Genomic DNA, 21,308 nt, shown 5'->3' on the forward strand with positions numbered 1-21,308 from the left:
CCCCGGTTTTTTTATGTTTATTTTTTATTTAGGTCTTAATCACAAGTTCCCTCAGGTGTGCAAGAAGGACCTTCAGTTACCTCAATTGAAAGTACCGGATGATTACTCCGCCATTCCGTAAATGATTTTTCCAGTGTTTGTAGAAAAGCTTCAGGAGCCTGTGCGCCCGAAACCGCGTATTTACGATCAAACACAAAGAAAGGAACACCATTCACCCCAATTTGTTGTGCCTGCTCGATATCTTCCGATACTTTACGTGCATAGTCCTCATTTGTAAGGGCTTCCGTAACGGCTTCTTCAGGCAAACCTATAGCTTGCGCTATGCCCTCCAGCGTCGGTACATCAGATACATTCTTACCTTCAGTAAAATAAGCACGGAAGATTTGTTCCTCTGCCGCGTCGCCGAGCCCTTTGGTCTTGGCCAGCTGAATCAAGCGATGGGCTTTAAATGAATTCGTCATCACTGCCTTTTCAAAATCGTATGTCAAGCCTGCTTGTTGTGCCAGCTGAATCACATGCTGATGCATTTCTGCTGATTGTTCATAGCTGATTCCCTTACGCGTGGCCAAGTATTGGTATATGTTTTCGTGTGCGCCGGCATCCTCCTCAATGGTAGGATCTAACTGAAAACTTTTCCAAACGATTTCTATATTGTCCTTACCTTCAAATTGCGTCAGGGCTTGTTCATAATTCCGTTTGCCGATATAGCAGAAGGGGCACATCACATCGCTCCATACCTCTACCACCATTTTCTTTTCATTATTAAGTTCCATTGTTTCTATTTTTTGCTCCCTTAATCATATTGTTTATATATCCAATATCCGGAAGCATATACAATATACACTAAAGGATTCCCGGCCCATTATTTATTATGGCGAAGAATCCTTTAGCATTTTTGATCTTTGAAGATTAATCAATGATTGTTACAAATTCTTCTTTCGGCGTACGTACTTTTTTAAGATTTACCAACCAGTCGTTAGGGGTATCTCTGTAGCCCAAAGTAAGGATCGTTGTGCTTTTTAAGCCTTTCTCCGTTAAGCCCAATAAAGCATCCAATTCAGGTCCGTTAAAACCTTCCATAGGCGTAGCATCAACTTTCAACTCGGCGGCAGCGGCAATGGCCATACCAAATCCGATATAGGATTGACGGGCCGCATGTTCAAAATTCTGGTTTTCCGGGCGAGGTATGTACGTCGCGATCAACATATTTTTATAATCATTCATCGCCTCAGCAGGTAAGCCCCTTTGCGTAGTGGTATGATTGAAGATCGTATTAATCCTGTCCTCTGTATAATTATCCCAGGCAGCAAATACCAGGATATGAGAAGCATCGGTAATCTGTCCTTGGTTAAAGGCGATTGGTTTGATTTGCTCTTTTAAGGCCGCATTAGAAATGGCAAAAACGCGAAAAGGTTGTAAGCCCGAAGAAGTAGGCGCGAGGTAAGCCGCTTCGATAATTTGGTCTACTAATTCTTGTGGCACTGTTTCGCCATTCATTTTTTTAGTGGCATAGCGCCAGTTTAAAGCATCTAATAATTGCATTGTGTTTTTATTTTTTATTTTGAGTATACATTTTTTAAAAATTCGCTGACAGATTGTGGCGCTTTGCCCAAAAGCCGCGCTAAATCGTCAGTAACCGTGTCAAACTCCCCCGCAGCAATCGCCTGGCTAAACTGCGATAAAGTATCGATGACCACACTTGGTAAACCGGCAGCAGATAAAGCGTCGGTAAACGTTGTAACATCCGGGGAGGTATATTGAAGCTCCGTTCCGCTAGCTCCTGCAATTATCGTTCCAATTTCTGCAAAGCTTAATTGTTCCGTTCCATTCAACTCGTAAATTTTATTTTCGTGCTGAGCAGCCTGCGCAATTATATTTGCTTCAGCTTGTGCAAAATCTTCCCGTACCACAAAAGATGTTTTCCCATCTCCTGTAGGAAGGAATATTGATTTTGTTTGCAGCAATTGATCCCCTAAAAACATTAAGATAACCTCTGCATACAAATTATGCCTTAATATAGTATAGGTCATTCCCGAAGCTTTGATCCATTCTTCTGTTTGGACGTGCGTCGATACAACCGGGTATAAGGGCGCCGCTGCAGATTCATTTTTACGGACAGTACTGGTGTATAATATATGTTTTACACCGGCTTCTTTGGCTGCCGACACCACCTGCTCATGTTGCGCCATACGGGCATCGATATCGTTTCCCGATACGAAATACAGGATGTCTATGCCTGTGAATGCTTTAATCAGGCTATTCTTATCATCATAAGTTCCTATTTTTACGCCTATACCTTCGTTTTGATAGGCTTTTACTTGTTCACTTTCGGCATTTCTTGCCAGAATGGCAATGTCCGAAACCGGCACCTGTGATTTTAGAAAGTTTACTACGGCACCACCCAGTCCACCTGTTGCACCTGTTATCAGTATTTTACGCATCTTATTCTCTGTGTTTTTTAAATTTTTATTGATTAAAAAGATATATTTACTTACTTTTGGTAAGTCAAAGGTATAAAGTAAGTTATATTAAAACAAGAAGGTACCTGAATGTTTTATACTTACCTAAAGGAAACTAACATTGAAAATCAATTAGTTATGATTAAAAATAAAGTAGAGAAATTTCCAATTCATGAAGATTGTCCGGTTCGGAATGTGTTTGATCGCTTTGGAGATAAGTGGTCGGTGTTGATTTTAATTGCTTTGGATACCGTGCCGCAGATGCGTTTTAATGAATTACATAAAGGTATAGACATTATTTCCCAAAAAATGCTGACCGTGACGCTGAAGACACTGGAAGCTGATGGCTTGGTTAAACGAACAATGTTTCCGCAGATTCCACCCAGAGTCGAGTATGCGCTTACAGAACGGGGTAAGAGCCTGATTCCCCATATTCATAACTTAGTGGCTTGGTCTAAGGAGCATATGTCTGATATACAGGCTTCGAGAGCAGCCTATAATAAACAATTGGTATAGCAAATGCTTCTGCTTTCCAATGCAGGCGAGCAGCGTGGAAAATCTAAAAGTAGTATTAAAAGAGATAATTGCTTTCTAATTAGAGGGCTTTACAAGGTGAACTTGTGCAGCTCACCGGCAAGGGCATAGTCATTATTCAGCCTGGGTATTTTGTGTTGCCCGCCCAGTTTTCCGACCGACTTCATATATTGTTTAAAACTGTTTTGTTGCAGGCATTTAACTTTAGAAGGCTGTATTTTATTGCTTAAAATCAGATTGTTATAATCTTTATTCTGTGTTCTTAATGCATGGTCCAAGGTGGAAGCAAAAGCCGGCAAATTATCCGGAATGGCATCAAATGCAATCAGCCACTCATAATAAGGGCTGCCTTCATTAATTTCTAATTGCGGAGCCACAACAAAATCAATTACATGCACCTGATGGTGGCTTGCGGCATGTACCATTGCATATTCTACATCGGTTCCAATAACCTGTTCGCCAAAAATGGAAATATGATTTTTACTACGGCCTTTTACCACAATGCGATAGGGATCGATACTGACAAATTGTACAATATCGCCCATATTATAAGCCCAAAGCCCGGCATTGCTGCTGATCAGAAGGACGTAATTTTTACCTAAAGAGACATCCTGTAAGGCCAGGCGTTGAGGGTTTTCTTTATGGATTTCTTCCAGGGGCACAAACTCATAAAAAATACCGGAATTGGTATTGAGCAACATACCTTCTGCGTCCACATTATCCTGAAAGGCAAAAAAGCCTTCAGAGGTAGGGTAGGTCTCTAAGGTATCGATATCAAAACCAATACTGTTTTTTAGCTTATTCTTGTAAATATTGAAATTAGCGCCACTGTGTATCAGCACCTGCAGGCTAGGGAAGAGTTCTTTAATATTTCTTTTATCAGTATGCTCCAGCAGCCAGTCTAGATACATTTGCATCCAGGTAGGGATACCGCTGATCAGGGCAAGATCCTTTGAAGCGGTTTCGGTTACAATGCGTTTTAGCTTTTCTTCCCAGTCTTCAATGCAATTGGTTTCATAACTCGGAAATTGATTATTACGCATGTAAGCCGGCACGTGATGATTGATAATGCCACTCAGTCTGCCCGTGGGAATGCCTGCAATGCGCTCTAAAGTCGGAGCATCGGACAGAAAAATCATATTTCCGTTGGCAAAATCTGCATTTTTGGAAGTGGCCATATAGCAGAGCAATACATTCCTTGCCGTATTGACCTGGTTGTGTATCGATTCTTTACTGATCGGGATATACTTAATTGGATTAGTGGTGCCGGACGTTTTGGCAAAATAGAGCGGTTTTCCTTTCCATAAAACATTGACCTTGCCTTCCTTGATTTGTTCCAGATAGCCTTTTATGCTGTCATAATCTTTTATACCCAGCGCCTGTGTGTATTCTTCGTATTGGTGTATGTCTTTAAACCGGTGATCTGTACCAAACTGCGTTTTGGTTCCGGTTTTGAGGAGTTCAGAAAAAATTCTTTGCTGATCGGACACGGCAGTGCGCATCTCTTTTTGGACCTTCTTATGTATAATAGCAGCGTATGGCTTCGCGAAAAATGATTTTATTTTCATAACAGAATAATCTTAGTGAAGTTACTGAAATCAAGATATAAGAAAAAGCCAATTTATTATTGATTATTAGCTAGTTATGGTTCATTTTTGAAATATGGAGCTAAGACATTACGCAACACTTCTGGCAATTTTGTTTTCCTTTTAGCCAGGGGATCAAAAAAGGCTAAAGTCACGGATCCGCGGTTGATGAGTTTGCCCGCTTCATTATACAGTTCAGAATGGAAAGTCGTAAAATGGCCGTCCGGCAATTCTTTGAGTATCGTTTTTACAGTAATCAGGTCATCATAATGGGCCGGACGCAGGTATTCGCAGTGCATGGAGGCTACAGGCATAATGGTACCTTGTTCTTCCAGTTCTTTATAAGTAAATCCAAGGCTGCGCATCGCATCTCCGCGGCCTTGTTCATAATATAACGCATAATACCCATAGTATAAGTATCCCATCTGGTCGGTTTCTCCGTAGCGAACCCTTATTTTTGTTTCGTGTACAAACATGGTTTTGTGTAGAAAAATAAAACCCCCATGGTTTTGTTTTCCAAAGGGGTTGTATATGCGGTTAATGAAAAAAATTAAGCCATATTGTGGAAAACGCGCTGTACGTCGTCATCCTGCTCCAATCGCTCAATCAGTTTAAAAATATCATCACTTTGTTCTTCTGTTAGTTCTATTGTATTTAAAGGCATCCACTCCAGTTCAGAACTGATCGGGGTAATGTTTCTTTCTTCCAATGCTTTTTGCATGTTTCCGAATTCGGTAAAGGTACAGTGTACAATGATGTTGCCTTCGCTATCTTCTCCTAACTCTTCCAGGCCGGCGTCGATCAGTTCCAGTTCCAGTTCGTCAGCACTCAATCCTTGGGCGCTCAATTTGAAAACCCCTAAGTGGTTAAACAAAAAACTAACGGAACCACTGTTGCCCAGTGCGCCGCCCCCTTTATTGAAATGGGTACGGACATTTGCAACGGTACGGGTGGTATTGTCGGTTGCTGTTTCTACCAGAATAGCGATGCCATGCGGGCCATATCCTTCATATAAGACTTCGTCGAAACTGCTGGTGTCTTTTCCCATTGCATTTTTAATCGCACCTTCAATACGCTCTTTTGGCATATTGAGCGATTTTGCATTCTGCATGATGCGGCGTAAGGCAGGATTGGTATCGGGTTCAGAACCCCCAACTTTTACGGCAATGGCAATCTCTTTTCCAATACGTGTAAACTGTTTAGCCATTCTGTCGTAACGTGCAAACATTTTCGACTTACGTACCTCAAATATACGGCCCATAGTATTTTATTGTTATTTAGGTTTAAATATTGTGCCACAAAATTAATGTATTTTCAAACAATAACAAATCAAACCAAAATGCTAACTTCGCCCGCAAATCATCTATTATTATGCACGATTTAGAATCCTTTTTAAGTCATTTACATTTTAAAGACCTTATCCGTTCCGGAGCGTACAAGCCTTTGCAAATGGCGAATACCATCACGGCTTTACGCAATGGAAATTTTGATTTTGAACAGGCAGATATTATCTTATTAGGTTGTGGAGAACGCCGGGGGGGGACTTTTGCTTCTTCTTATTCTGATGCCCCCAATGCGATTCGCAGCGCTTTTTATGAATTATATAATTGGTATCCGAATATTGAGATTGCCGATCTGGGTAATCTGGTGGAAGGTGCCTCGATTGCCGATACAAAAGCGGCATTAAGAATTGTGTTGGATACACTCTATACCGCAGGGAAAATAGTGATTCTTTTAGGCGGATCTCAGGACCTGACCTTACAGCAATATGAAATCTTCAAACAACATCAGGAAACGGTTGATGCGGCAGTGATCGACAGCCTCATTGATCTGGAAGACGAAGAAGCCTGCAGCGATACCAGTTTTTTGATGGAGATGCTGACTTCGCATCCCAATTATATCAGAAATTACAGCCATATTGGTTTTCAGAGCTATTATACCAATCCTAAAATGTTGGAAACCCTGGATAAATTACGGTTCGACTTTTTTAGATTGGGTACCGTGCGTGCGGATATGGACGAGATGGAACCGGTATTGAGGAGTTGCAGTTTATTAAGTATAGACATTAATGCGATCAGAAGATCAGATGCACCTTTTAACCCGAAAGCCTCGCCTAACGGCTTTTTCGGAGATGAAATGTGCCAGTTGATGCGGTATGCCGGAATGAGTAAAAACATGCGTTCTTTGGGTATTTACGGGTACAACCCGGAACAGGACAGTGAGCAGCAAGGCGCTAAACTCATTGCGCAAATGCTTTGGTATTTTGTAGACGGCTATAGGTTAAGAAGCTTGGAAGCCGATTTGTCGCAAACAGATCAATTCCTAATGTACAACATCCATTTTACCGATAACAATACGGTTTTCCTGAAAAGTAAACTGACGGGCCGCTGGTGGATGCAGATGCCAGACCAATCTTATATTCCCTGCTCTTACAACGATTATCAGCATGCGGTCAACAACGAGATTCCCGAACGCTGGATGCGTGAACAGGAAAGACTATTGTAAGGATTCAAATCATAATATTAATAATGCCTGATGATTATTTGTTTCATCAGGCATTTATCTGTACGGTGGGTTTGTATTCTTTGGCCATAAGCTGTACTTTTATAAAAGTACTTATTGAAAATATACTTGCTTTATGAAACGATTTAAATTGCTTGTCGGCTTATGCCTGCTCTTATGTTATATTCCTTCTTTTGCTCAGGGAAATGAAAAAGAGATCAAAGCAATGTTGTTGCAGCAACAAGAGGCCTGGAATGCCGGTAATGTTGCACAATATATGAATGGGTATTGGCGAAATGATAGTGTCGCTTTTATCAGTAAAAATAAAACGACCTATGGTTGGGATAATGTGTTGCATAACTATCAGAAAAGTTATCCCGATAAAGCTACGATGGGTGTACTGACCTTCTCCGATCTGAGTCTGCATCGCATTGCCGATAACCAATATTTCGTATTGGGTGCCTGGGCTTTAAAGCGGGCAAAAGGTGATGTCGGAGGGCGTTTTCATCTACTATACCAGTTCATTGATGGGCAATGGCTGATCGTAATGGATTATACGAATTAGCAGATATAATTTCGTATTCGTCATGCCGACGAAGGAGAATTCTCTTTAGTATTTTTAGTTTTTTCATTCCGCTTCGCGGCATTCGAAAGCACAAACAGGCATTATGCGTCCCCTTCCTTATGAAAGTAATCATACACAATCCTCGCTTTGGAAGCGCCGATCGTCATGGTTAGTTCCCTTTGGGTCATTTGCTTGATCTTGGATACTGAACGGTATCGCTGCAATAAGGTCATCGCCGTCTGCGCACCAATACCCGGAATATCTTCCAACTCATTTTTGATCGTGCCTTTACTGCGGATATCGCGATGAAAGGTAATCCCAAAACGGTGTACCTCATCCCGGATACGACGGATGAGTAATAAGCTGCTGCCGTTATATTCCAGTTGAAGGGGATCACTATCTCCCGGGAAGAAAATACTTTCCTCTCTCTTAGCCAGGCCCACGACCGTCATTTTGCCAAGCAATCCTAAAGCAGTAATACTTTCCATCGCGGCGCTTAACTGACCTTTACCGCCATCGATGATCACCAGTTGTGGTAAGGGTTTATTTTCTTTGAGCAGGCGGGCATAGCGACGGTGTACAATCTCCGTCATAGAAGCAAAGTCATTAATGCCTTCTACCGTTTTGATGTGAAAATGCCGGTACTCTTTTTTATAAGGTAATCCCTCTTTAAAGCAAACCATAGCTGCTACTGGAAAACTGCCCTGGAAATTGGAGTTATCAAAACATTCAATATGTATCGGTACTTCTTTGAGCCTCAGGTCTTTTTGTAATTTTACTAAAGTGACGTTCATGTCTTTTGTCGCATCCTTATCCAAATGGAGTTTGGTTTTCAGTTCCGACTGCCGCATGTATTCTTCCGCATTTTTATAACTGAGATCGAGTAGTTTCTTCTTATCGCCCCCCAAAGGAATGGTTTGTTGTAGATGAGACTCTTCCGTTTGGATCTCGAAAGGTAAGATGATCTCTCTGGCCTGAGATTGAAATTTAGGCCTTAAAAATGCAATCGCATACGCAATCAGGTCTTCTTTCGTTTCTTCCAGTTTCTTCTCTATTTTCAGGCTCTTACTTTGTACGATGCTCCCATCTACCACCACCATATAGTTGACAAAAGCCAGGGTTTCCTGATCGATGATGCTGGCAACATCCAGGTTGCCCAATCGATTATGCACTACCGCCGATTTGGTATGGAAACCCTGCAAAACAGATATTGTATCTTTGGTATGTTGTGCTTTTTCAAAGGCAAGTTGTTCTGCCTCTTCCTGCATTTGTATTTTAAGGTTTGATAACACACCACTAATATTTCCTTTCACGATTTGCTTTACCTGTTGTACATCATTCAGGTAGTCCTCTAAAGTTTGTAAGCCCTCGCAAGGCGCTTTACAATTGCCAAGATGGTATTCCAGGCATTTTTTAAACTTTCCTTTGTTGATGTTTTCAATACTCAGGTTCAGGTTGCAGGTGCGTAAAGGGAAATGCTGCTTCATCAGGTCCATTAAGGTATAGATCTGGTTGACAGCCGTATAAGGCCCCAGGTATTCAGAGCCATCCTTTACAAATCTCCGGGTAAGGTATACCCTGGGGAATGATTCATTTTTAATGGTAATATAAGGATAGGTCTTGTCATCCTTAAGACTGATATTATAAGGGGGTTTAAAATGCTTGATCAGTGAGTTTTCCAATAAAAAAGCATCATGCTCATCATTAGTCACCGTCCATTCAACAAACACGATCTGGGTGACGAGTGTATTGGTTTTAATACTGTCGATCTTTTTGACAAAATAAGAACTGACCCGCTTTTTCAGGTTTTTAGCCTTACCTACATACAAGAGTTTCCTGCCGCTATCGTAATAACGATACACGCCGGGAGAATGGGGTAAAGTAGGGGAGATCTCCCCCTGGAACTGTTCTTTAGTCATGTGATGAGCAAACGAGTCTTAAAAAGATAATGGACTACCTGCCGGGATTTCATAAGGCGCTTTTCCGGCCTCGAAAATACGCGTCTGTTCGGAACCTTCTGTCGTGATCTGATCGCCACTCACGCGGATCCAGTTGCCTTCTCTTAATCCGACTACCGGGATTATATTTTGAGTATGAAATTCCTTAATGCGTGTTTCCCGCGTTTCGCCATTATGCTTCAAATCCGGATTGGGATCTAAATAATGCGGATTAAGGTTGAAGGGAACTAATCCCATCGTCGCAAAACTTGGTGGGTAAACAATCGGCATATCATTGGTGGTCTGCATATTCAGCCCGCCGATATTACTGCCCGCGCTGCTGCCCAAATACGGCGTGCCGTTCTGTACGGTTTCTGCAAGCAGCGACATTAAACCCAACTCATGCAATTGTTTGACCAATAAAAAGGTATTACCGCCTCCGGTGAAAAAACCTTTGGCTTCTTTGATGGCTTTGGCTTTATCCTCAAAAGTATGTAAGCCGGTTACTTTTATTTTGATCTGGGCAAAGTAATTGCTTGCTATAGCTGTATATTCCTCATGGGAGATACCGCCCGGACGGGCAAAGGGTACAAATATAATTTCGTCTACGCCCCGGAATAAACGGATGATTTCTTCTTTAAGATAGGCTAAATATTCGCCTCCGAATAGGGTGGAAGTACTGGCCAGAATAATGTTCTTCATTGTTTGTTAGATGTACCGCAAAAATACAAAATCTGTTTTGTCTTACAGGGCTTTGCAGAATATTTGTGAAATAACAGATTGTCTTTGCTGCATTACCGAATAACAAATGCAGCGCAGGAAGAAATAGGCGAATGGAAACGGATTAATTATGGGCTTGTCTATTACACTTAATTCATGATTTGGTTCAACTATTGAACAGGGATTTTAAGGATGCAAAAGGAAGTAAAATATTTATCATTTGTGGGAAATCCCTTCTTGTTTATATATTTATAAAATTACATTTGATGTAAGAAGTATATTAATTCCGGTATACTTAAAAAATATTTTTTATGAGAAAAATTGCTACGCTATTGCTCCTTGTTTGCTTTGCCGGTACACTATTCGCCGGAGGTACCGCAGATAAAAGAAACAAATGTAACTTTTTTACAAAACGGTACAAATCGGTGGCGCGTATTTCTATTCTGGTGCCGCTCTGCTATCAGTCGAATGCCAGCTGTAATGGAAACTACAGAGAATATTTACATCCACAGTGTAGTCAGAACTGTGGTTTTCAGGAAGCCTGGGCCGGCCCGGGTGGCTTGGGTTCTCCGGCATTAGGTACCTACGGTTATATTACCCGGAATATCTGTTCCAGAGGAGAATTGATGGATGACCTTTCCGTACTTATGTTACCCGACCAAAACGGAAGTCAGGCAGCAGCTGCCAGTGACAAAATTGAAGAATCTTTGGTTACAATTGCCAATGCGGAATTTATTGATGCAACCCGGACGATACAACTGCTAAACATTTCCGGACATATGGTTTTGCAAAAAGGGTATGGAATGCAATCTAAAGCAAGTTTTTCGGTTTGGAGACCTACTGATGATACAACAATCCAGGTCGAAGATACCGTTATGGATGCCAGTGAAGTATTAAGGCAGTTACAAATACGGGTAACGGATAATGGTGTGGTTTTTAGTGGTAATTTATATACACCAAATATACGCCAATTCTTTACGATCCGTGAGACCGCTACCGAAATCAGTGTTGATTTTAGTGGCATAAATTTAAATGTTCCTATTCCGGCCTCCATACCATTTGATGAGGTTGCGGTAAGAATTGAAGGTGATGGCCTGCCCAATAATACAGGAAATTTACAAACCTTAAGTTCAAAAACCCAAATAGCTATTGATAACAAAAATATTCTGTTTGATGTTTATCCTAATCCTACCGGCAATGTTTTTAATATTGAATTTTTAAATTACAATGAGGGAGGAATGACAAACATCCAGTTATTTGATGTAACCGGAAAGCGCGTGCGGGAGATTTTTAAAGGGGAAATGCAAAAAAATGAAAAACGTATTTTCAATGCTGATTTGAGCAATTTGCCTAGCCAGACCTACTATGTATATATAGAAAGCGGCGGGCAGAAATTAATCCGCAGTGTAGTTAAACAATAAGACTGAATATCAATAAATAAGGTAGCTACACAAAAAAGTGCCCCGTAATTATACGGGGCACTTTTTTGTGCTTCATTTTTAGGGACTGTAATAAAACATGTATATAAAAAGATCTTCTTATCGGACTTCATTGATTTTATAGCGCATATCCTGTTACCATGTAAATCATAATGGCGGGGAGTAAGCGACACACCTGAATAGAAAAAATCTATTTTTTAAGGATAGTAACAGTAGTCCCTTATTAAGGAACAGAATATGATTTTCATGTTCCGGATAGACAAATGCTTGTGACTATGCTCAAGGTATACAACAATATCAATAATTCATAGCATAGTGAAAATATTTGAAGCGTATTAACGGATTGTTCGCATCTAAAGAATAGGAGGCTGTTTGTATAATCAATATAGTCTTGATTTTTTGGCGGTACCTTTTGCATCAAGCAAAAGGTCGCAATCGCTATAAAGGCAAATCAAAAAAATAAAGAAAGTATTTGTCTCCTAAAAGTGGATACTCAATATGTATAAAATAAAAAAGCCCCTCTAAAGGGGCTCAATTAAAGTACTGTTCAACGATAATACTAAATTTATATTGGGGGGGCATACAAATTTAAAATGGTAATTATAAAGCCCCTGGAAAGGGGCTTCCTACATACTGTACTGTTAACTATGAGCCGCAAATCTACTTCGATTGGCTGTATGAACAAGGTTAATTGAAGTTAAAAATGTCCTGTATAAAGGTTGCATTCCGCAATTACATATTAAGTGGCGAACTTGGATAGCATTCCAAAACCATTTTGACTATGTTCCGTACAGATACGGCTTTTCCTTCCGGACGGTCCGTATACATGTACATTCGGATTAGAAAAAGCTTCTGTTGTATAATTAGAAAATGGTACGCCGGAAACCAACGTACCATACTTTAGTAAGGTTAAAGTTGTTAGGATACAACTTTTGGGATTTGCCTGTTGTTTTCCGTAGCCAAGTTGAAAAATGTATGCATTTATAGCTTACATTTAAAACGATATACTCGGAAGCACATCACAAGTGCTACATTGGGCAAATATTGTCGAGACGACTAGATTCGAACTAGCGACCCCTTGCACCCCATGCAAGTGCGCTACCGGGCTGCGCTACGTCTCGAGCAAAAAAGAACGCCTTTCAGCTGTTCAGGGATATTTAGGGTGGCAAATATAATCAAAATTTCTTTTTTTCAATCCCTAAAAAAAATAATCTTTGCACACAATACATGGAACACGTACACACAACCGATCATCGCTTTACAGAACTGGGCATTTGCGTGCTGATACCTACTTATAATAATGCAGGCACCCTAAAGCAAGTAATCGAGGAAGTGTTGCACTATACGGGCAATGTACTGGTCGTAAATGATGGATCGACAGACCATACGGCTGAAATTTTAGCGGCCTATCCACAAGTGGAACAGCTGTCATATACGCCGAACCAAGGCAAGGGCAATGCCCTGAAGCTAGGTTTTCGCAGGGCTTTGGCATTGGGCTATACTTATGCCATTACCATAGATAGTGACGGACAGCATTATCCTGCAGACTTACCCTTATTTGTGGATGCGATTGCGGCCCAACCGAACAGGCTTATTATCGGAGCACGTAACCTTAACCAGGAGCATGTACCGACCAAAAGCAGCTTCGGAAATAAATTTTCAAATTTTTGGTTTTGGGTAGAAACGGGTATCCGTTTACCCGATACCCAATCGGGCTATCGCTTGTATCCTTTAGCCCAAGCGGGTACCCTGCGTTATTTTTCGGGTAAGTATGAACTGGAGATTGAAGCACCCGTGCGCATTGCCTGGAAAGGCGTGCCGGTTAGTTATATTCCTATCCAGGTTTATTACCCGCCTGCGGCAGAGCGGATATCGCATTTCCGGCCTTTTAAAGATTTTACAAGAATCAGTATTCTGAATACTTTCCTGACTTTTATTGCTTTGTTATGGATTCATCCACGCAATTTTATCAAGAAATTATTCACTAAAGAGGGTTGGAAGGCCTTATACCAATCCGTATTATTGAAACCGGAGGAGTCGAATGCCCGGAAAGCCTCCAGCATCGGCTTTGGGGTGTTTATGGGTATCGTCCCGATCTGGGGTTTCCAGTTGGCAATCGGTATCCCCTTGGCTATCTTTTTCCGCTTAAATAAAGGGCTCTTTATACTCGCTGCCAACATTAGTGTATTTCCGCTGACGCCGGTCTGGTGGGCCTTAAGCCTTATGGTCGGGAAATGGGTATTAGGCTATGAAGACTGGACTTTTAAGTTGCAGGATATGAGCCTCACACAATTTAAAGAAGCGGGTGTAGCTTTCTTTTTGGGTGGTACAATATTGGCGCTTGTGTTAGGTGCGGTAGCCTATCTGATCTCTTTATTATTGTTCCGCCGTTTCCGTGAAATACGCCGGGAGCATCATTAACATTCCTATACCGCTTTTAATTATCTTTACATAAACAAGATCTGCTCAGGAAGGACCGCATGCTGCGCTAAGCCAATGGTGTATTCCTGGAGACAGATTATGCACTATACCTAATTAATAATGCCTATGACATTGTCGGATATTGCCCTACATCGTTTAGTGAATCAGCAAATTACCGGAGGAGCGATCTTTTCGGTCACCGAGATGCTGGAATGGTTTGGCGCCATACAGGGCCAGGAATATGCCCATGCTAAATGGGCGCTGGGTCTGCGTTTGCCACAGCTCAAAGAGAAAGATATAGAAGCAGAACTCACGAAAGGTACCATATTGCGCACCCACCTCCTTCGTCCCACCTGGCACCTGGTTTCTGCAAACGATATTCGCTGGCTGTTGCAGCTGACTGCGCCAAGAGTACATGCGCTCAATGCCTATCATTACCGGCAGGCAGGCCTGGATCAGGCGATCTTTAATCAATCTATAGATATAATGGGAAAGGCTTTGTCCGGAGGGCAGCAGCTAACCCGCACTAAACTGAATGAACAACTTTCGGCACATGGCATCCCATCAGAAGGAGGACGGTCAACTGCTCTTATGATGTATGCTGAGCTGGAAGGGATTATCTGTAGTGGTGCAAGAAAAGGAAAGCAATTTACTTATGCACTTCTGGACGAAAGAGCGCCGGGGGCAATAAGCCTGGACCGGGAGGAGGCACTTGCCCGCCTGAGCAGGCAATATTTCTTCAGCAGGGGACCAGCCACCTTGGCCGATTTTGCGACCTGGTCTGGATTGACGCTTGCAGATTGCCGGAAAGGACTAGTGCTTGTTGAAAATTTGCTTCGGAAAGAAATCATAAATGATACTCCCTATTATTGTGCCAGAGAATTGCCACTGGAAAATCCTTCGTCGCGCACGGTACAACTTTTACCGATATATGATGAATATATTATTGGTTACAAAGACCGGTCGGCCTATCTTCAATCCAAAAACACAGCGGGGCAAAAAGCTTCTTTTACCTTTGATAATATTGTAGTGGCCGGTGGACAGATCGTCGGCACCTGGAAGCGAGCATTTAAATCAAAGCATATTGAGCTGACTATCAATATTTTTGAATCCTTATCTGGAGTGCAAAAACGTGCACTGGATCAGGCCATCGAACAGTTCGGTCATTTCCATGATCTGCCGCTGCAAGTCACCTGATCTTACTCAGGATTCGACTTCCCAGTTTCTTCTGATCCAACTGCCGACGACCTCATCGGTCAGGTCAAATTTTACCGGTACTACAGAAGCGTAACCCTGTTTCAGGCTTTCCAGATCCGTATCATCACCCATATCGTTATTCACGAATTTTCCGGTCATCCAATAATATTCGTTACCGCGGGGATCCAGCCTTTTCTCAAAATTTTCTTTCCACTGTGCACTGGCCTGGCGGCATACTTTGATGCCTTTAAACTCCGCTTCAGGTACTCTGGGTATATTCACATTGACCAGGAAATTTTCGGGTAAGCGACTACTCAGCATTTGCTCGGCTATGGTACGTACTACTTTCTTGGCAACGCTGAAATCAGCATCCCATTTAAAATCCATCAGTGAAAACCCAGCTGCGGGAATACCGTTGATAGCGGCTTCCATGGCGGCAGACATTGTTCCGGAGTAGATCACATTGATCGAGGCATTAGAACCATGATTGATGCCGCTTAAACATATAGTCGGTTTGCGGTGCAAGACCACATCCTGTGCCATTTTCACACAATCTACCGGCGTGCCGCTGCATTGGTAAGACTCAATGCCGAGTTCATCAAAAAGGTGTACCCGTTCTAAGCGTAAGGTATTGCCAATCGTTACCGCATGACCCATGCCTGATTGGGGGCTGTCGGGAGCCACAACGATGATCTCTCCGAGGTCAATCACCGCATCTATCAGGTTTGCAATGCCGGGTGCGGTAATGCCATCATCATTCACGATCAGTATAGTGGGTCTGTAACTCATGGTTTTAAATTGCTAATTCGGGTACAATTTTACTACTTTTTTACCAGCCTTGCCCATTATGTTTTTCCCGAAATGATTTTACATTTCTTTTATTTCTAAAATCCTCATTTTAATTATAAGTTTGCTATCTAAAATCACCTCTTTTGGCAGCAGTAAAACAATTAGCCGGACAAACCCTTTGGTATGGAATGAGCAGTGTGGCCGCAAGGTTACTAAACAGCTTGCTCATCCCGATTCTATCCTATTTGCTGAGTTCCAGCCAAGGAATGATTGACTTAGGTGGTGTATCGCTGATCTATGCTTATTTTGCCGTGCTTAATGTGATTTTTACCTACGGTATGGAAACGGCTTATTTCCGCTTTTGTGCCGCCGACAAAGAAAACCGAAAGCAGATCTTTAATACCGCTTTCGGATCCTTACTCATCAGTACGATCATATTCTGTATACTCTTGTACCTGCTCCGGGTGCCGATAGAGCAGTTTGTGGAGCTGGGCGGACATACTGAATATATTACACTGGCGGCTATTATTCTATTCTTCGATACCTTGCAAACGATCCCCTTTGCTTTATTGCGCCAGGAAAATAAGCCCCGGAAATACGCATTTATCAAAGTATTCGGGATTGTCCTCAATATACTTGCCGTTATTTTCTTTATCGTTTTGGTACCCAAACTCGCGCAACAAGATCCGAATGGCTTTTTTGCCGATTTGGGGCGGCAGTTTAATGTGGTTTCTTTTGTATTATTGGCCAACCTGTTGCAAAGCGTATTTGTGTTTTTGATGCTGTTTCAGGAATGGAGGCAATTTTCTATTCGTTTTGATACCGCTCTTTGGCAAAAGATGTTCCGTTATAGTTCCCCCATGATTATCATCGGTCTGGCGGGTATGGTGAATGAAGTAATCGACCGGCAAATGCTGGTGAAACTCATCGACGGGTCTAAGGATTATGCCATGAAAATACAGGCCATTTATTCGCAGAATTATAAGTTGTCTATCGTCATTACCTTATTTGTAACGGCATTCAGAATGGCGGCCGAACCCTTCTTCTTTAGTAAATCGCAGGATAAAAATGCACCCGAATTGTATGCCAAAGTCATGAAATGGTTTGTGATCACCGTTTGCCTGGCCTTTCTGACCACTGCTCTGTTTATAGATGATGTATGGAAATACTATATGGGGCCTTCTTACCGCTCCGGATTATACATTGTACCGGTTCTGCTGATTGCCAATGTATTCAGTGGTATCTATTATAACCTTTCGATCTGGTATAAAATTACCGATAAAATGCGCATCGGTATTTATATTACGGTATTTGGTGCAATCATTACTTTCGTGGGCAATTACCTCTTTATTCCCAAATTTGAAATGCTGGCTGCGGCCTGGACGACGCTGGTTTGCTACTTTAGTATGGTGATTGTCTGTTACATATGGGGACAAAAGTATTACCCGATCCCTTATCCGATGAAACGAATTTTAACGTACCTCATCGCTATAGTTTTGCTATTTTTAATCCACAAAGGGATAATAGGTTATCTGCTGCCGCATGCCAATGTATATATGCGTTTGGGTTCCGGTATCTTATGGTTTGTTTGTTTCTTATTATTAATCCTTAAACTGGAACGAAAAGAGCTGGCTTCTATGCCGCTGATTGGTAAATTCTTAAAATAATATCCGCAAAAAAATACGTCAATATATGAAACTTATTTTATGGTCTTTCGCTACCGCTACATTATTACTGGCTTCCTGTACTTCTAATGGAGACAACACGACTTCCCCTGAAACGACAACACAGCAAGAAGTAAAAGTGCCTGCTTTCAATGCAGATAACGCTTATAATTATATTCAGAAACAAGTAGACTTTGGCCCGCGGATTCCCAATACACCAGCCCAGGAGCAATGTGCCGCCTGGATGGAAAGTGAATTGAAAAAATCCTGTGATACCGTGTACCGCCAGGAAACTTCATTTACTGCGAAAGATGGCAAAAAACTGCGTTGTATCAACCTGATCGGGTCAATTAATCCCAAAGCAACTCATCGCCTTTTATTACTGGCGCACTGGGATAGCAGACCTTGGGCAGACCAGGAAGATAAAACCAAACCCGTACTGGGTGCGAATGACGGAGCAAGTGGGGTAGGCGTGTTGATGGAATTGGCAAACGTTTTGAAACAAAATAATTTTGGTGGCGATATGGGGATTGATATCCTGCTGACAGATGTAGAAGATTATGGTAAATCAGAATGGGGAGAAGATTCTTATGCATTAGGTACTCAGTATTGGGCCCGCAATCCGCATGTGCCTAACTACAAAGCTATGGGCGGTATCCTTTTAGATATGGTTGGTAGTAAAAATGCCCGTTTTGCTTTAGAAGGATTTTCAAAGCAATTTGCCGGTGCGATACAACAAGGCGTATGGGAAGCGGCAGCTAAAGCCGGTTATTCCTCTTATTTTGTTTTTGAACAAGGCGGTACAATTACGGATGATCATGTACCGGTAAATGAGATTGCTAAAATTCCTACCATAGATATCATCGATCTTCCGGCCAATTCCAATACGGGTTTTGCGCATTACTGGCATACCACCAAGGATGATATGAGCAATGTAGACAAGAATACACTTAAAGCAGTAGGGCAAACTTTATTGCATTATATCTACAATTTATAAACTGCTTTTTAATATTATTTCAAACGAAAATACCATCCGATGACTTTTGATTTTGAGCAAGACTATACCCTGGAAGATGAGCGGGTCATCTTAAGACCTTTGGCCCTATCTGATTACGAGCATCTGTTGCCTTATGCCCTTCATCAGCAAGATATATGGACCTACTCCCTGATACAGGCAATAGGTGAAGACGGTTTGCAGCATTATCTGACCCTTGCCCTTGAAGGCCGTAAAGAGCGTAGAGAATATGCATTTTCAGTTTATGATAAACAATCCGGTACTTATGTGGGCAGTACGCGTTTTTACGATATTCAGCTCTCTAATAAATCGGTACAGTTGGGTTATACCTGGTATGCTAAAGAACAACAGGGCACCGGGATCAATACCCATTGTAAATTTCTCTTATTGCAGTTTGCTTTTGAGCAAATGGAGATGGAAAGGGTCGAATTTAGGGCCGATACGAACAATGCCCGGAGCATTGCTGCGATGAAAAGCATCGGCTGTACGGTAGAAGGAGTGCTGAGAAGCCATGGCCTAAAGCCGGACGGTTCCCGACGCGACAGTATTGTATTGAGTATACTGAAAGCCGAATGGTATGACAAGGTTAAAGCACATTTGCAGCAAAAAATGAATCCTTAACTGACCACATGACTTTATCTTATGTACTCAAAAAGCTATTGTATGCGCTCTCCGTATTATGGGGAGTGATCACCTTGGTGTTTATCCTGTTTAATGCCTTGCCCGGCGATCCGGCACGGCTTACTTTAGGGCAACGGAGTGATGTGGCTTCTATTGAGAATGTACGAAAAGAATTAAACTTGGATAAACCTTTATTGGTGCGTTACGGGTACTACCTGAATGATCTGTTGCCGCTAACCGTTCATACGACAGATTCCGTCAACCAAGCTAAATATCAATACCGGTCTATACTTTCCTTGGGCTCAGACAATGCCCTGGTGATGAAAAAGCCTTATTTCGGCCGCTCTTATCAAACCAAGCGTTTGGTCTGGGATGTGCTCGCCGATGCCCTTCCGGGAACAATTGTGCTTGCGATTTCTGCTATCATCTTCGCGACGGTCTTTGGAATATTGTTAGGTATTCTTGCTGCCTTAAAGAAGGATACCTTTTGGGATGTAAGTGCGATTGTAACCAGTGTGATGGGTATTTCCGCCCCTTCCTTTTTTGCAGGGCTCATTATTGCCTATGTATTTGGCTATCTCCTGAGCGATCTCACCGGACTACCAATGGTCGGTAGTTTATGGGAATATGATGCGTTTGGAGGTAGACGTTTAGCTATTCAACACCTCATCTTACCTGCACTTACTTTAGGTATTCGCCCTTTGGCTATTATCGCCCAGCTTACACGCAGTGCTATGCTGGATGTATTATCGCAGGATTATGTGCGTACGGCCTATGCCAAAGGTTTATCAAGATTTAAAGTGGTGTTTAAACATGCGCTACCCAATGCCCTCAATCCTGTAGTCACAGCCATTTCCGGCTGGATGGCCGAATTGTTGGCGGGCTCTTTCTTTGTGGAATTCATTTTCAGCTGGAAAGGTTTGGGTAAATTAACGGTAGATTCCCTGGATAAATTTGATTTCCCGGTAGTGATGGGTGCCGTATTACTATCTGCTACCATTTTTGTATGCGTTAGTGTACTCACCGATATCCTGTATGCCAAACTTGATCCAAGGGTAAAGCTCAATTAGTGGCTAAAGCATCTTTTTTCAATCCCGGCCTGTATTTCCTGATGATTTAAATCTATAATAAAATGATACGGACTTTCCTCCTAGTGATGCTCTGTTTGATAAGCAATGTGTCTTTATTGGCCCAGTGTTTTTGCGGAGATATGAAATTCCGGATGCTTTTGCCGACCGGATCGGCGGGAGACTATACTTTTCATACCATAACTGCCCCCGATTTTGTGTTTAATGCCCGGAAGGAGAATTTTTATACGGAGCAAAAGGGCGATACCGCTTTCTTTCAATTCAATACCGGCAGTGGGATTGAAACGCTGGTCTTTTCCATAACGCATAAAAAGACGAAAAAAGTAATGTCCGTTACCATACTCAATATGTTTCACGACATTACATACTTTATTGATTTGACCACCTTCACGCCCGGGCATTTCTTATTCGACTGGCGACAAATAAATCAATGTCAGAAAGAGCATAAAACTAAAGTATTGGTAAATTGTAAGGGGCAGAAATTTTATCAATTGGAATTGGTTGATGAAAAAAGTACGACCTGGCCGAAAGGCTTTGTACACAATAGTATCAAACCTTTTAAATTGTCCTTCTTCCGTAAACCGGGTTAGGGAACGGTATAAGCGGCAATTCATTAGCATATAAGTTCTGAATATACACCTGCTAATGCCGGTATGATAAAGCAAGAAGTGAACATACTACCCCCATCTTGCATTCCGAATGCAGCGAAGCAAAATGAGGAATCTAAAAGCATGTGCATAGATTCCTCATTTTGTCAGAAATGAACATATA

The 21,308-nt window shown here is 41.9% G+C and carries 20 protein-coding genes and 1 tRNA gene; 11 read left to right on the top strand and 10 right to left on the bottom strand.

Annotated features, from left to right (window positions below):
* Positions 1-35: 35 nt before the first annotated feature.
* From DBR32_RS08700 to DBR32_RS08710, 3 genes are all read right to left on the bottom strand, one after another.
* The gene (locus tag DBR32_RS08700; RefSeq protein ID WP_233559696.1) at positions 36-773 is read right to left on the bottom strand and encodes a DsbA family oxidoreductase; all 738 of its coding nucleotides are present in this window, start codon (positions 771-773) and stop codon (positions 36-38) included.
* Positions 774-909: 136 nt separating this feature from the next.
* The gene (locus tag DBR32_RS08705) at positions 910-1,542 is read right to left on the bottom strand and encodes a nitroreductase family protein (protein WP_124635927.1); all 633 of its coding nucleotides are present in this window, start codon (positions 1,540-1,542) and stop codon (positions 910-912) included.
* 14 nt (positions 1,543-1,556) lie between these two features.
* Entirely contained in the window at positions 1,557-2,441 is an 885-nt protein-coding gene (locus DBR32_RS08710; RefSeq protein ID WP_124635928.1) for an NmrA family NAD(P)-binding protein, read from the bottom strand.
* 156 nt (positions 2,442-2,597) lie between these two features.
* Here DBR32_RS08710 and DBR32_RS08715 point away from each other — a divergent pair, with 156 nt between their 5' ends.
* A complete protein-coding gene (locus tag DBR32_RS08715; RefSeq protein WP_124635929.1) occupies positions 2,598-2,975 on the top strand; it encodes a helix-turn-helix domain-containing protein in 378 nt (125 codons plus the stop codon).
* Positions 2,976-3,064: 89 nt separating this feature from the next.
* On the opposite strand, the gene DBR32_RS08720 is transcribed toward DBR32_RS08715, so the two are convergent.
* From DBR32_RS08720 to DBR32_RS08730, 3 genes are all read right to left on the bottom strand, one after another.
* Positions 3,065-4,561: a GH3 auxin-responsive promoter family protein gene (locus DBR32_RS08720; RefSeq protein WP_124635930.1), complete on the bottom strand. Its 1,497-nt coding sequence runs from the start codon at positions 4,559-4,561 to the stop codon at positions 3,065-3,067.
* A gap of 74 nt (positions 4,562-4,635) precedes the next feature.
* A complete protein-coding gene (locus DBR32_RS08725; protein WP_124635931.1) occupies positions 4,636-5,055 on the bottom strand; it encodes a thioesterase family protein in 420 nt (139 codons plus the stop codon).
* Positions 5,056-5,129: 74 nt separating this feature from the next.
* Positions 5,130-5,840, bottom strand: coding sequence for a YebC/PmpR family DNA-binding transcriptional regulator (locus DBR32_RS08730; RefSeq protein WP_124635932.1), 711 nt, complete (start codon positions 5,838-5,840; stop codon positions 5,130-5,132).
* A gap of 110 nt (positions 5,841-5,950) precedes the next feature.
* On the opposite strand from DBR32_RS08730, the gene DBR32_RS08735 reads away from it, so the two are divergent.
* Positions 5,951-7,084 carry a formimidoylglutamase gene (locus DBR32_RS08735; protein ID WP_124635933.1) on the top strand — a complete coding sequence of 378 codons (1,134 nt, stop codon included), beginning with the start codon at positions 5,951-5,953 and terminating at the stop codon, positions 7,082-7,084.
* A 133-nt stretch (positions 7,085-7,217) separates the two neighbouring features.
* Positions 7,218-7,646: a DUF4440 domain-containing protein gene (locus tag DBR32_RS08740; RefSeq protein WP_124635934.1), complete on the top strand. Its 429-nt coding sequence runs from the start codon at positions 7,218-7,220 to the stop codon at positions 7,644-7,646.
* 101 nt (positions 7,647-7,747) lie between these two features.
* On the opposite strand, the gene uvrC is transcribed toward DBR32_RS08740, so the two are convergent.
* Both uvrC and pepE read right to left on the bottom strand, forming a co-directional pair.
* The gene (gene uvrC, locus DBR32_RS08745; RefSeq protein ID WP_124635935.1) at positions 7,748-9,565 is read right to left on the bottom strand and encodes an excinuclease ABC subunit UvrC; all 1,818 of its coding nucleotides are present in this window, start codon (positions 9,563-9,565) and stop codon (positions 7,748-7,750) included.
* A gap of 18 nt (positions 9,566-9,583) precedes the next feature.
* Positions 9,584-10,285: a dipeptidase PepE gene (pepE, locus tag DBR32_RS08750; RefSeq protein WP_124635936.1), complete on the bottom strand. Its 702-nt coding sequence runs from the start codon at positions 10,283-10,285 to the stop codon at positions 9,584-9,586.
* A 329-nt stretch (positions 10,286-10,614) separates the two neighbouring features.
* Here pepE and DBR32_RS08755 point away from each other — a divergent pair, with 329 nt between their 5' ends.
* Entirely contained in the window at positions 10,615-11,724 is a 1,110-nt protein-coding gene (locus DBR32_RS08755) for a T9SS type A sorting domain-containing protein (protein WP_124635937.1), read from the top strand.
* Between the two features lie 1,065 nt (positions 11,725-12,789).
* On the opposite strand, the gene DBR32_RS08760 is transcribed toward DBR32_RS08755, so the two are convergent.
* A tRNA-Pro gene (locus DBR32_RS08760) sits at positions 12,790-12,863 on the bottom strand.
* Between the two features lie 106 nt (positions 12,864-12,969).
* Between DBR32_RS08760 and DBR32_RS08765 the strand changes: the two genes are divergently transcribed.
* Together DBR32_RS08765 and DBR32_RS08770 are read left to right on the top strand one after the other, a co-directional pair.
* Positions 12,970-14,163, top strand: coding sequence for a DUF2062 domain-containing protein (locus tag DBR32_RS08765; RefSeq protein WP_124635938.1), 1,194 nt, complete (start codon positions 12,970-12,972; stop codon positions 14,161-14,163).
* Between the two features lie 126 nt (positions 14,164-14,289).
* Complete coding sequence (locus DBR32_RS08770; protein ID WP_233559697.1) at positions 14,290-15,360, top strand: winged helix DNA-binding domain-containing protein; 1,071 nt, start codon at positions 14,290-14,292, stop codon at positions 15,358-15,360.
* Between the two features lie 6 nt (positions 15,361-15,366).
* Here the strand turns inward: DBR32_RS08770 and surE are convergent, their stop codons facing one another.
* On the bottom strand, positions 15,367-16,149 hold the full coding sequence (surE, locus tag DBR32_RS08775; RefSeq protein WP_124635940.1) for a 5'/3'-nucleotidase SurE: 783 nt from the start codon (positions 16,147-16,149) through the stop codon (positions 15,367-15,369).
* A 143-nt stretch (positions 16,150-16,292) separates the two neighbouring features.
* Between surE and DBR32_RS08780 the strand changes: the two genes are divergently transcribed.
* From DBR32_RS08780 to DBR32_RS08800, 5 genes are all read left to right on the top strand, one after another.
* Positions 16,293-17,816 carry a lipopolysaccharide biosynthesis protein gene (locus tag DBR32_RS08780; protein ID WP_233559698.1) on the top strand — a complete coding sequence of 508 codons (1,524 nt, stop codon included), beginning with the start codon at positions 16,293-16,295 and terminating at the stop codon, positions 17,814-17,816.
* A 25-nt stretch (positions 17,817-17,841) separates the two neighbouring features.
* Positions 17,842-18,810: a M28 family peptidase gene (locus DBR32_RS08785; protein ID WP_124635941.1), complete on the top strand. Its 969-nt coding sequence runs from the start codon at positions 17,842-17,844 to the stop codon at positions 18,808-18,810.
* Positions 18,811-18,849: 39 nt separating this feature from the next.
* The gene (locus DBR32_RS08790) at positions 18,850-19,449 is read left to right on the top strand and encodes a GNAT family N-acetyltransferase (RefSeq protein WP_124635942.1); all 600 of its coding nucleotides are present in this window, start codon (positions 18,850-18,852) and stop codon (positions 19,447-19,449) included.
* An 8-nt stretch (positions 19,450-19,457) separates the two neighbouring features.
* A complete protein-coding gene (locus tag DBR32_RS08795; RefSeq protein WP_124635943.1) occupies positions 19,458-20,519 on the top strand; it encodes an ABC transporter permease in 1,062 nt (353 codons plus the stop codon).
* 62 nt (positions 20,520-20,581) lie between these two features.
* A complete protein-coding gene (locus tag DBR32_RS08800; RefSeq protein WP_124635944.1) occupies positions 20,582-21,127 on the top strand; it encodes a hypothetical protein in 546 nt (181 codons plus the stop codon).
* Positions 21,128-21,308 lie beyond the last annotated feature (181 nt).

It is taken from the genome of Taibaiella sp. KBW10 (genome assembly GCF_003852495.1).
Lineage (GTDB): Bacteria > Bacteroidota > Bacteroidia > Chitinophagales > Chitinophagaceae > Edaphocola.